We start from the raw sequence: 11,724 nt of genomic DNA on the forward strand, positions 1-11,724 counted from the left end.
GGCGCTTTATTTGAAGCCGCGCGCGATGAGTTCCTTCATGATTTCATTGGTTCCGCCATAAATGCGTTGAACGCGGGCATCGGTCCACATTTCTGCGACTGCATATTCCTGCATGAAGCCGTAGCCACCATGAAGTTGCAAGCATTCGTCAAGCACTTCTCCTTGGGTGTCTGTTAGCCAGTATTTCGCCATTGCAGCTTTTTCGACTGTGAGCTTGCCCTCAAGATGTTCTGCTATGCATTCATCGAGGAACGCGCGCGCGACAGTGGTTTTGGTTTGGCATTCCGCCAGTTTAAAACGTGTGTTTTGGAACTGCATTATGGGTCCGCCAAAAGCTTGGCGTTCTTTGCAATAGGCTATGGTGCGCTCAACCGCGCCTTCCATTGCGCCAACCGCGCCACACCCGATGATCAAGCGCTCTTGTGGGAGCTGTTTCATCATTTGATAAAAGCCTTGGTTCTCTTCGCCGCCAAGGATGTTTTCTGGTGGAATTTCGACGTTGTCAAAGAACAGTTCCGACGTATCGGCGGCATGTGCGCCAATTTTATCAAGGTTGCGGCCACGTGCGAAACCTTCTGCGCCATCTGTTTCGACAATCACGAGGGAGGTTCCTTTGGAGCCCTCATTCGGGTTGGTTTTGGCGGCAACAATGATCAGGTTGGCGTGCTGGCCGTTTGTGATGAACGTCTTTTGGCCTGTCAACTTATATGAATTACCCTCTTTGATCGCGCGGGTTTTGATTGCTTGCACGTCAGAACCACCAGAGGGCTCAGTCATGGCCAAAGCACCGACCAATTCGCCAGATATCATCTTAGGTAGCAAGCGGTTTTTTTGCTCTTCCGTGCCAAATGCGAGAATGTAATGGGAGACGATACCAGAATGAATTCCGTGGCCCCAACTTGCCAGATTAGCGCGTGAGCCTTCCATTAAGATAACCGCTTCGTGGCCGAAATCACCGCCGACGCCGCCGTATTCTTCAGGGATGGATGGGCAGAGCAGACCAAGTTCGCCAGCCTCTTTCCACGTCTCGATGTCCATTTGACCTTGCTTGCGCCATTTATCGTATTTTGGCTTCCACTCGGTCGTGATGAAATTCGCAGTCATTTCTGCGAGCATTTTATGCTCGTCGGTCATCCATTTACTCAAAGGTTCTCTCCCCACCTTAGCGCTTGCGGTCTTCCAGTTCGGCGTTGAACAGCCGCAAACGATGCGGCAGGTTTTCGTCGTGTGTTACGCTGTCGAAATTCTCAAACAAGAATGACAGTGCTTCGCCCTCATCCAAGCCAGCCTCGCGCGCGAACCGTTTAAGGCGGCGATATGCTTCCTCTGTCATGGAGACGGGAAAGCGGCGTGTCAGGCGGAAGCGTTTTGGCAAAGCGTATACCTTTTGTAGGGTGCGTGGTTTCCTACGCACCGCCCGTTTAGAAGTTGGCGGCGTCCAAGGCCATAACCGTATCCGCACCGCTTTGGATGCGTATAAGGTGGAGCGCTGTCGCGGGTAATTGGCGTGCCATATAATAGCGCCCTGTTGCCAGCTTCGTCTCATAGAACGCTACGTCGGATGCACCAGTTGAGAGCGCATCGCGCGCTGCTTTGCCCATGCGCGCCCACATCAGACCCAAGCACACGTGGCCGAACATATGCATGAAATCGTTGGAACCCGCTAAAGCGTGGTTCGGGTTCTTCATGCCGTTCTGCATGAAATACATGCCTGCCGCTTGCAGATCCTTGGACGCTGCTTTCAAAGGTTCGATGAAATCACGATCAAAGGCTTCGTCTGCGCCTGCATTATCCTTGCAGAACGTCTTAACCAAATCGAAGAAGGCCATCACGTGCTTGCCGCCATCTTGCGCCAATTTGCGGCCCACGAGGTCGAGTGCCTGAACGCCGTTGGCACCTTCATAGATCATCGCAATACGGGCATCACGTGTGAACTGGGACATGCCCCATTCTTCAATATAGCCGTGACCGCCGTAAACTTGTTGGGCTTTGACTGTCATGTCGTAGCCTTGATCTGTCAAAAATCCTTTGATCACAGGTGTGAGCAAGGACACGAGGCCGTCTGCATCTTTGTCGTCAGCACGGTGCGCGGCGTCGATCATTGTTGCGCCCCATAGCAAGAACGCGCGTGCGCCTTCGGTAAAGCTTTTCTGATCCATCAAGCTGCGACGAATGTCAGGGTGCACGATCAGTGGATCGGCGGGGCCATTGGGGTTTTCAGTGCCTGTTACGGCACGACCCTGCAGGCGGTCTTTCGCGTAATCTACCGCGTTCTGGTAGGCTGCATCAGCTTGGGCCAGGCCCTGTGCGCCCACACCCAGTCGTGCTTCGTTCATCATCGTGAACATTGCGCGCATGCCTTTGTGTTCGTCCCCAAGCAAATAACCTGTCGCGTCATCGTAGTTCATCACGCAGGTTGAGTTGCCGTGGATGCCCATCTTTTCTTCGATAGAGCCAACGGCAACACTGTTGCGCGCGCCGAGTGTGCCATCGTCGTTCACGTTGAATTTGGGAACGATAAAGAGCGAGACGCCTTTGATACCCTTTGGCCCGCCTTCGATCTTGGCCAACACAAGGTGGATGATGTTATCCGCCATGTCGTGCTCGCCCGACGAAATAAAGATTTTCTGGCCTGTGATCTTGTAAGATCCGTCGTCTTGATGTGCCGCTTTGGTGCGCATTAGGCCCAGATCAGTGCCGCAATGGGGCTCTGTCAGGTTCATCGTGCCGGTCCATTCACACGACACCATATTGGGTAGGTATTTGTCTTTTTGCGCGTCTGTACCATGCGCCAAAATCGCAGAGGCCGCGCCGTGCGTCAGGCCCTGGTACATTGTGAATGCTTGGTTGGATGCAGAGAACAATTCGCCAACCGCCGTGCCCATAAGTGCGGGCATATTCTGACCGCCGTATTGTTCTGGCATATCCAGACCGGTCCAACCGCCGTCGCGCACCTGATCAAAGGCCGCCTTGAAGCCTGTCGGTGTGCGTACAACGCCGTTTTCCAGCGTACAGCCCTCTTTGTCGCCAATCGCATTCAACGGCTGAAGCACGTCCGAGCAGATTTTGCCCGCTTCTTCGATAATTGCAGAGGTGAAATCTGCCTCTAATTCGTCATAGCCCGGAATGCTGGATTCGGTTGCTTTGAGAACATCGTGAATGATGAACTGCATGTCTTTTGTTGGGGCTGTATAACGGGGCATGGGGCCACTCCCTAAGAATAAGTCTACGGTTTCAATTCAAATTCATTCACCCGTTTGCATTTGTTGCGTAAGGGGATCGTATTTGAAAGGCGGCCGGTTATTCGGCCGCTTTTCGGGTCTGGTTCACAGAGGCAGCAATCTTTTCGCCCCATTTAATCTGTTCGCGCAAATCGTTGATGGCGCTGTCCATCTCGTAGCGCTGTGCCTGAAGGTCGCTTAGGCGGTCGTGTGCAATTTCCAACGTACGGTTCATTTGGGTCTGCTGTTGATCGTTCACATGGTACAGGTCCAAAAGCTGGCGGATTTCTTCGAGGCTAAAGCCAAAGCGCTTGCCCCGAATGATCAATTTCAGACGCGCGCGGTCGCGCTTGGTAAAGAGACGTTTCTGTCCTTCACGCTTTGGGAAAAGTAGTTCTTTAGATTCGTAGAACCGCAAGGTGCGCGGGGTCACGTCGAAGGCATCACACATTTCTCGGATGCTCATAAATGTTTCATTCGGCTGCATATCGTTCACACTTTCAGATGCTCGGTACGGTCCACCAGATCTATTGAGACGCTGCATACTACAGTTTTTCAGGTTTACGTAGATTGTACGTTACGTCACTTAGAAGTTTACGTCACTTCCGCAAGCGTAATCTCATGTAGAGGCAAATTTTTCATGGGGAAGACGCGTCAAAAAACGTCAATTCACCCCGAAAAGGAGGGTTTATAGGCCCTAAAATCGCTTTAAGAATGTGTTTTAGCTACGTTTCAAACGTGTTTCTTCGCGAAGGTGGCGAAGCTCTTTTATCGCCTCGTCAAGCTGAAGTGCTTGGTCTTCCAGTTCGCTCAACTGGCGATCTGCCATTTCAATGAAGGCTTCACGTTGGGCGGTAGTCCCTTCATTTTCATAGATTTTCAACCACTGGCGAATTTCTTCTAGTTTGATGCCAAATTTCCGGCCACGCAGAATCAGTGTCATGCGCGCGCACTCACGTGTGCTGTAGAAACGGGATCGCCCTTCACGCTCGGGCTGTAAAAGCTCGATATACTCGTAATATCGCAAAGTACGCGGCGTCACTTCAAAGCGCGCGCACATTTCTTTAAAACTGAGCCTGATTTCGGACATTTTTCATTCTCCTTCGCTAAAGGTAGGCCCGTCTTTGCAGAAGGGCAACCGCTGCTCTTGCCCATTCGAGCGATTGGCGATCATAAAGGGGTGAGGGCGAAGAGGAGCCAGATATGACCGACCGCCAAACACAAAATGCAAAGCAGTTCATTGAAGCGATTCCTCATGCCGTCGCATTGGGGATGGAGCTGACGCAGATCGGTGACGGGAATGCCGAGATTTGCATGCCCTATAATCCGCAATTGGTGGGCGATCCCAAGACGGGGGTCATTCATGGTGGTGCGGTTTCTGCGTTGATGGATACGTGTTGTGGGGCGGCTGTGATGAGCCATCCAGATGCCGGTGCCGGTACGGCCACGATTGATCTGCGCATTGATTACATGCGCCCCGCGACGCCCGGCCAGCGTATTCGCACGCAAGCCCATTGTTATCACGTGACCCGTTCTGTCGCCTTTGTGCGTGCAACGGCGCACGACGAGGACGGCGATAATCCGGTTGCCACGGCAACAGGCGCATTTACTGTGGAGGGGCGTTAAGCATGGTACGCAAACCCCCAGAGGCGATGCAAGACGTCAAAATGCGCCGGGACGCTGCGTTGAGCGCGTTGGTCGGCGGCGTTCCCTATATTCAGTTCCTTGGAATTAGCTTTGATCGGCGCGGCGATGAATTGACCGCGCTTTTGCCGTTTGATCAAAAGCTGATCGGCAATCCATTTATTCCTGCTTTGCATGGCGGTGTGACTGCGGCGTTTTTAGAGGTGACGGCGATCATTGAACTGAGCTGGTCGCTGTTGTGGGAAGATTTCGAAAGTGGCGCGCTGAGCCTTGAAGATTTGCAAGCAGGGGCTTTGCCGCGTTTGCCAAAGACGATTGATTTTTCGGTGGATTACATGCGTTCTGGGTTGCCGCGCGATGCCTATGCGCGCGCGCGCGTCACGCGATCTGGTCGGCGCTATGCGTCTGTTCAGGTCGAGGCGTGGCAGGACAACCATGATCGCCCCTTCGCTAGCGGTAACGCGCATTTCTTAATGCCTCGTCGCGAGGAGTCTTGAAAACGCTTCAAGATTTAACGCATAGGCGCGTTCTTACTGTCGCGTTACCCGTGGTTCTGTCGAACGCGACTGTGCCAATTTTGGGTGCCGTGGATACGGGCGTTGTCGGACAGCTGGGTTTGGCAGCACCGATTGGTGCGGTTGGCATCGGCGCGATTGCTTTGACCGCGATCTATTGGATTTTTGGATTTTTGCGCATGGGCACGGCTGGCCTGACAGCCCAAGCCAGCGGAGCAGGGCGCAAGGGCGAAGTGTCTGCATTGCTCAGCCGCGGTATGATCATTGGGCTTGTTGCGGGCTTTATTATCATGGCGCTGCAGGTGCCACTGATTTGGCTCGCGTTGCAAACCGCCCCTGCGAGCAGTGAGGTCGAAAGTCTTGCGCAAAGCTATATGGGCATACGCATTTATGGAGCGCCCGCCGCGATTGGAATTTATGTGGTGACAGGTTGGCTGATCGGGCTGGAGCGCACGCGTGGCGTTCTGATTGTGCAGCTTTGGATGAACGGGCTGAACATCGTACTGGATCTGTGGTTCGTTTTGGGCCTTGGGTGGGGTGTTGAGGGCGTTGCGATTGCGACGTTGATTGCGGAATGGTCTGGGTTGTTGTTGGGGTTGTGGCTGTGTCGTGACGCGTTGAAAACGCCAGCGTGGAAGGACTGGCCGCGCGTGTTTGAACGTGCGCAGATGATCCTGTTTGCCCGTGTGAACCGCGATATTTTGCTGCGCTCTGTGATGTTGCAGGCGATCTTTTTATCCTTCGTTTTCTTGGGCGCGCGCTTTGGCGATGTGACATTGGCCGCGAACCATGTGCTTTTGCAATTCTTGGAAATAACGGCATTTTCTATGGATGGGTTCGCAATCGCGGCTGAAACGCTGGTCGGACAATCTATGGGCGTGCGATCTGTGGCGCGCGTGCGTCGCGCTGCGGTGCTGACCAGTTTTTGGGGGCTGATCACCGTTCTTTGCACGGCCACTGCATTTGCATTGTTCGGGCCATGGATCATTGACGTTATGACGACCTCGCCAGAGGTGCGCGCGGAGGCGCGTGTGTATTTACCCTACATGGTTGCTGCGCCTTTGGTGGGCTGTGCGGCGTGGATGTTGGACGGTATTTTCATTGGCGCGACGCGCAGCGCGGACATGCGCAATATGATGGCTCTGTCTGCGGTGATCTATGTGATTGCGCTGCTGATCTTGATGCCGATGGTGGGCAATCACGGGCTATGGTTGGCGCTGTTGATTTCGTTCATAGCTCGGGGCATTACGCTGGGCTGGAAATACCCCGCACTAGAGCGCGCTGCTGGCTAGAGCCATTCACCGCGCTTGGATCCAATTGCGTCCGCGACATTTGCGTGGCCGTCTTTTTCGAGCAATTTATCCAAGCCGTGGATGATGTCGGCCGCCAAGGAAAGACCGCCATAGACAAGCGCAGTATAAAGCTGCACCGCGGACGCGCCTGCGCAGATTTTTGCGTAGGCTTGTTCGGCAGTGCTGACACCGCCAACACCAATCAGAGGGAGTTTTCCGTCGGTTAGCTTGGACAGTTGCGCCAAAATCTGTGTCGATTTTTCGAACAATGGTGCGCCAGAGAGACCGCCCATTTCAAATTTATGCGCGCTGTGCAGCCCCTCGCGGGAGAGCGTCGTGTTGGTGGTGATGACGCCTTGCACACCTGTCGCGATGGTGATTTCTGCGATCTCTGCAATTTCGTCGCTGGTCAGATCAGGCGCGATTTTTAGGAAGATCGGGATGGGTTTGGCGAGGGTTTCGCGTGTGTTCATCACGCCTTCAAGCAGACCAGTCAGCGCAGCAGACCCCTGCAAGTCACGCAATTTTTCTGTGTTCGGGGAGCTTACATTTACTGTCGCAAAATCTACATGCGCGCCGCAATGGGTCAGCACCTTTGCAAAATCGTCCGCGCGATCTGCGCTATCTTTGTTCGCGCCTAGGTTCAAACCAAGGACCATGCCGTCGGGACGTTTGGCGAGACGGGTCGCGATGACTTCCATCCCTTGATTATTGAAACCGAACCGATTGATCGCGGCCTTGTCTTCCATCAAGCGGAACAGGCGGGGTTTTTGATTGCCGTCTTGCGGGCGCGGCGTTGCGGCACCGACCTCGATAAAACCAAAACCGGATCTTGAGAGGCCAACCAGCGCTTCTGCGTTTTTGTCAAAGCCAGCCGCTAAACCCAAAGGATTGGGCAGTTTCAAACCTGCAAGGTCGCATTTCAGACGCGCACCGGTGATTTCACCGGGGGACGTTGCCAGACCGCTTTGCAACGCCTTCAAGGCCAAGCCATGCGCCAATTCGGGATCCATTTTGCGCAGGAGTTTTAGGCCAGCCTGCTCAGCGATCCGTTTCATATCATTCTAGTCCAGCAGGGAATTGATGACGTCCATCGATCAGCGGCAAGGGTTGCGCCCATTCCACATCCTCTAAGCGCAACTCGCGATAGAGATGCGGAAACTTTGCATCGCCGCGTGACACTTCCCATTTCAATGCATCGCCCAGTGCGTCCGCGTCACATCCAAGCAGAAACAAGCCGTCCTGACCTGTGAAGTGCTTGTCAGCGGTTTCTTGGGCCTGCGCGGCAGTCGAGAAATGTACGTATCCATCTGTCACATCAATGGGCGCGCCTGTGGTGGATTTTTCTTTGCGAAGCAGCGCCCATTCTTCGGCGCGAAAGATTTTGTATATTTTCATGGGTGAGTGATGCGACAGCGGCGCGGCGTGGTCAAGGTTGGGATTCCAGCGCTTGCCAAAGGTTGTCGAAATCCTCGCCAGCTTCGACGCGGCTAACGAGGGTCTGCAAAACATCTACGCCGTGCGTTTCAGTCACGGATTTAACAAGCGTCCACGCGGCGCTGTAATTTTGGTGCTAGGTTTCTGCGGAATTCAACGTGCTCCACTGTCTGAAATTGCGCGCGGATTTGATCCAATGAGGGTCGCCAACAAACGAAAGGCGCGTGTCGTTTGAAATGTAGCTTGCCAGCCCTTCGTCGAACCAAGACGGGAATTTGGGCTTTGTCATGTCGCGCAGGCCCATGGTGCGGTGCAGTTCCGAATGCGCGATTTCATGGGTGATGATAGATGCGTTGATGCCTTTTGGGCCTATCAAAATAAGGTGGTAGCCTAGGTTCAACCCTCTGGTGTGCAGGCCGAAACGTTTTGTGCAGCGGTCGGTCGTGCAAAGAATATACCTTGGGTTTGTTTGCAAAGGGCCGAAGAAATCGCTGGCCTGCGTGCGGGCTGCACTGATCAAAGCGAGGTGCGCTTTGCTTTTGTCTGGCGCGTCGCTGTATATGTTTGGCGCGATTTTGCGCATGCCAAACAGGGTCGGTGTTAACGCGCGGCGCCATCCGGGAAACGCCGTGTAGGCAACAATTGCCAGTGCGCAGAGTGAAATAGAAATGTGGCGGATCCATTTGAACATCCCCTTGAGGTGGTTGCTGAATACGCGATTTTCAGCGGCCCTATGTGCGTAATATTTGTGCTAAAAATTGCTTGGCGCTACGTCTGCCTTTGACTCAAACGCAAGGACGCGCCACGATGCGAATCGATGGTTCAACGCATAGGGATTTCCAAAATGCTCACGCGCTTATTGACAGGGGCAGCTAGCCTCGCACTTACGGCCGGCATCGCGTCAGCGGATTATTCGCTGACGATTTTGCACACAAATGATTTTCACGCTCGTTTTGAGCCGATCAGCAAATATGACAGCGGCTGTTCTGCCGAGGACAACGGCGAAGGCAAATGTTTTGGCGGTTCTGCGCGCTTGGTGACTGCACTGGCAGACGCCCGTGCGCGCACGAATAACTCCATCCTCGTGGACGGGGGCGATCAGTTTCAAGGCACGCTGTTTTACACCTATTACAAGGGTAAGCTTGCCGCCGAGATGATGAACAAGATGGGCTATGACGCCATGACCGTGGGCAACCACGAATTCGATGACGGCCCCGAAGTTCTGCGTGGCTTTATGGATGCGGTGAACTTCCCAGTCTTGATGTCCAACGCGGATGTAAGCGGTGAAGAACTGCTGGTGGGAAAGCTTGCGAAATCCACAGTGATTGAACGCGGCGGCGAAAAGCTGGGCCTGATCGGTCTGACGCCACAAGACACTGATGAATTGGCCAGTCCCGGTCCGAACATTATTTTCACTGATCCCGTCAACGCGGTTCAGGGCGAAGTTGATAAGCTGACAGAAATGGGTGTGAACAAGATCATCGTTCTGTCCCACTCTGGGTATGTGGTCGACCAAGCGGTTGCGGCTGGCACGACTGGTGTTGACGTGATCGTTGGCGGTCACTCGAATTCGCTTTTGTCCAACACGAATGAGCGCGCGGATGGTCCCTATCCTACGATGGTCGGCACTACGGCAATTGTTCAGGCCTACGCCTACGGCAAGTTCTTGGGTGAGCTGAATGTTAGCTTTAATGACGCTGGCGAAATCACCGAAGCCAAGGGTGAGCCGCTTGTAATTGATGGTTCCGTTGCTGAGGATAGCGCTACGAAAGCGCGCATCGCCGAGGCTGCGGCACCACTTGAAGAAGTGCGCAACAAAGTTGTTGCGAACGCAGCGGACGCGATCGAAGGCGACCGTGCGATTTGTCGTATTCAAGAATGTCAGATGGGCAATCTTGTGGCCGATGCGATGCTGGCACGGGTTATGGATCAAGGTGTTGAGATCGCAATTGCGAACTCGGGCGGTTTGCGTGCCTCGATTGATGCGGGTGATGTGACCATGGGCGAAGTGCTGACGGTTCTGCCGTTCCAAAACACGCTGTCCACGTTCCGCGTATCTGGTGAGGTTCTGGTTGCTGCTTTGGAAAATGGTGTGAGCCAAGTCGAAGAAGTGAAAGGGCGTTTCCCACAAGTTGCGGGCATCAGTTTTAGCTTTGACGCGAGTGCCAAGGTTGGCGCGCGTGTATCTGACGTGATGGTTGGTGGTGCTGCGATTGACGCTGCCAAGGTCTACGGCGTTGTGTCTAACAACTACGTGCGCAACGGCGGTGACGGGTACAAAATGTTCCGTGACGCGCAGGATGCCTATGATTTCGGTCCTGATGTGGCGGATGTTTTGGCGGAATATCTTGCAGCCCAAGGTCCATATGGACCCTACCTAGACGGTCGCATTACGACGAAGTAAGACAGTGAGGGCGCGGTCGATTGACGGATCGCGCCCTTTCTTATGTCCAACGATCAAGGGATGCGCGCATACGTTCACCGTAGCGTCGTGCGGTTTCCAGATCACCTTTGCTAAGCAGTTCGCCGTTTTGGTCTGAAGGACTTGCTGTGACACCAACCCATGATCCATCTTTGTTGATGCCTACATTCGCGGGGACCACGGGCGCGCCTGTTTCAGCAGCACCGACCCAAATCATTCCCATTTGCGACGCGAAAATAAATAGGCTGGTCAGAGTGTTAAGCTTGTCACCCGCTGGATGCATCGCGCTGGAAAACCCACCCGCGAGTTTATCGCACCATTGGCCTGTGTCCCAACGACTGGATGCGTGTTCGATGAACTGCACGAAAGGTGCGGGCAGGCCACCCATGTAGGTGGGTGCGCCCATCACAATTGCATCTGCAGCGTCGAGCGTTTGCCAATCCGCATCGGTCAGTTTGGTCACGTCTAGCGCTGTGCCATTTCCCCCCTGTGCAATCGCTTGCGCCATGGCGCGGGTGCGACCATCTGCGGAAAAGTAGACAATACAAAGCGTCATAAAATGCCTTTCAGTATACGACGTTTGCAGCATATTCTTCTGCGGAGAATATGGAATGCGATTTTTCTAGAAAAATCACTGCCCCTGAAATCTACACAGCGTTAGGATACGGTATGTGTGGACGTATGGCTGTTACCCTTCCCAATGACGCTATGGCGCAGCTTTTTGCGGCTGAGCCTGCGAATAATTTGCCGACAGTTCCAAACTTTAACGTTTGCCCAACCACCGAAATCCACAGTGTGTATACCGAAGAAGGCACTCGGAAATTGGGTTTGATGCGTTGGGGGTTTGTGCCAAGCTGGTACAAAGCAACCAACGACGGACCGCTTTTGATCAATGCGCGCGGCGAAACGATTGCAGCGAAACCTGCGTTCAAAGCCGCGTGTCGTGCGCGGCGCTGCATTATTCCCGCAAGTGGGTTCTACGAGTGGACCAAGGACGGGGACGGTGGGCGCGATCCTTGGTATATTCAAAACAGTGATCATAGCACGATGGGGTTCGCGGGGATTTGGCAGGATTGGAAAAGTGGCGGCGAAACGTTGCGTACCTGTGCGATGGTGACTGTCGCAGCGAACACCGCGATGTCTGTAATTCACCACCGCATGCCAGTGGTCTTGGATCAAAACGACTGGGCGAA

General features: G+C 53.9%; 14 protein-coding genes. 5 read left to right on the forward strand and 9 right to left on the reverse strand.

Features of this window, described 5'->3' with window-relative positions:
* Positions 1–6: 6 nt before the first annotated feature.
* The 5 genes from QZ279_RS03695 to QZ279_RS03715 form a co-directional block, all read right to left on the reverse strand.
* Positions 7–1,134, reverse strand: a complete 1,128-nt coding sequence (locus QZ279_RS03695; RefSeq protein WP_293448079.1) for an acyl-CoA dehydrogenase family protein — start codon at positions 1,132–1,134, stop codon at positions 7–9.
* A 28-nt stretch (positions 1,135–1,162) separates the two neighbouring features.
* Positions 1,163–1,375 carry a hypothetical protein gene (locus QZ279_RS03700; RefSeq protein ID WP_293448082.1) on the reverse strand — a complete coding sequence of 71 codons (213 nt, stop codon included), beginning with the start codon at positions 1,373–1,375 and terminating at the stop codon, positions 1,163–1,165.
* Between the two features lie 46 nt (positions 1,376–1,421).
* Positions 1,422–3,203, reverse strand: coding sequence for an acyl-CoA dehydrogenase C-terminal domain-containing protein (locus QZ279_RS03705; protein WP_293448084.1), 1,782 nt, complete (start codon positions 3,201–3,203; stop codon positions 1,422–1,424).
* A 97-nt stretch (positions 3,204–3,300) separates the two neighbouring features.
* The gene (locus tag QZ279_RS03710; RefSeq protein WP_293448087.1) at positions 3,301–3,687 is read right to left on the reverse strand and encodes a MerR family DNA-binding transcriptional regulator; all 387 of its coding nucleotides are present in this window, start codon (positions 3,685–3,687) and stop codon (positions 3,301–3,303) included.
* Positions 3,688–3,942: 255 nt separating this feature from the next.
* The gene (locus tag QZ279_RS03715; protein ID WP_293448090.1) at positions 3,943–4,311 is read right to left on the reverse strand and encodes a MerR family transcriptional regulator; all 369 of its coding nucleotides are present in this window, start codon (positions 4,309–4,311) and stop codon (positions 3,943–3,945) included.
* A gap of 113 nt (positions 4,312–4,424) precedes the next feature.
* Between QZ279_RS03715 and QZ279_RS03720 the strand changes: the two genes are divergently transcribed.
* From QZ279_RS03720 to QZ279_RS03730, 3 genes are read left to right on the forward strand one after another with little or no spacing between them, the layout of a single operon-like run.
* Positions 4,425–4,847: a PaaI family thioesterase gene (locus QZ279_RS03720; protein WP_293448093.1), complete on the forward strand. Its 423-nt coding sequence runs from the start codon at positions 4,425–4,427 to the stop codon at positions 4,845–4,847.
* A 2-nt stretch (positions 4,848–4,849) separates the two neighbouring features.
* Positions 4,850–5,362, forward strand: a complete 513-nt coding sequence (locus QZ279_RS03725; protein WP_293448096.1) for a PaaI family thioesterase — start codon at positions 4,850–4,852, stop codon at positions 5,360–5,362.
* On the forward strand, positions 5,359–6,672 hold the full coding sequence (locus QZ279_RS03730) for an MATE family efflux transporter (RefSeq protein ID WP_293448098.1): 1,314 nt from the start codon (positions 5,359–5,361) through the stop codon (positions 6,670–6,672). The genes QZ279_RS03725 and QZ279_RS03730 overlap by 4 nt, the downstream gene beginning before the upstream one ends.
* Here QZ279_RS03730 and QZ279_RS03735 read toward each other — a convergent pair.
* From QZ279_RS03735 to QZ279_RS03745, 3 genes are all read right to left on the reverse strand, one after another.
* Complete coding sequence (locus QZ279_RS03735) at positions 6,669–7,730, reverse strand: quinone-dependent dihydroorotate dehydrogenase (protein WP_293448101.1); 1,062 nt, start codon at positions 7,728–7,730, stop codon at positions 6,669–6,671. The two genes, QZ279_RS03730 and QZ279_RS03735, sit on opposite strands and share 4 nt — an antisense overlap.
* A 1-nt stretch (position 7,731) precedes the next feature.
* Positions 7,732–8,070, reverse strand: coding sequence for a DUF952 domain-containing protein (locus QZ279_RS03740; protein WP_293448104.1), 339 nt, complete (start codon positions 8,068–8,070; stop codon positions 7,732–7,734).
* A gap of 175 nt (positions 8,071–8,245) precedes the next feature.
* Positions 8,246–8,800 (reverse strand): hypothetical protein, encoded by a 555-nt coding sequence (locus tag QZ279_RS03745; protein WP_293448106.1) that lies wholly within the window; start codon positions 8,798–8,800, stop codon positions 8,246–8,248.
* Positions 8,801–8,953: 153 nt separating this feature from the next.
* Here QZ279_RS03745 and QZ279_RS03750 point away from each other — a divergent pair, with 153 nt between their 5' ends.
* Complete coding sequence (locus tag QZ279_RS03750; protein WP_293448109.1) at positions 8,954–10,513, forward strand: bifunctional metallophosphatase/5'-nucleotidase; 1,560 nt, start codon at positions 8,954–8,956, stop codon at positions 10,511–10,513.
* A 40-nt stretch (positions 10,514–10,553) separates the two neighbouring features.
* Here QZ279_RS03750 and QZ279_RS03755 read toward each other — a convergent pair whose 3' ends face one another.
* Positions 10,554–11,087, reverse strand: coding sequence for a flavodoxin family protein (locus tag QZ279_RS03755; RefSeq protein ID WP_293448112.1), 534 nt, complete (start codon positions 11,085–11,087; stop codon positions 10,554–10,556).
* Between the two features lie 113 nt (positions 11,088–11,200).
* Between QZ279_RS03755 and QZ279_RS03760 the strand changes: the two genes are divergently transcribed.
* On the forward strand, positions 11,201–11,724 hold a 524-nt coding region (locus tag QZ279_RS03760; RefSeq protein WP_293448114.1), incomplete at its 3' end, for an SOS response-associated peptidase.

The sequence above is a fragment of the Planktotalea sp. genome, from assembly GCF_018607965.1.
Taxonomy (GTDB): domain Bacteria; phylum Pseudomonadota; class Alphaproteobacteria; order Rhodobacterales; family Rhodobacteraceae; genus Planktotalea.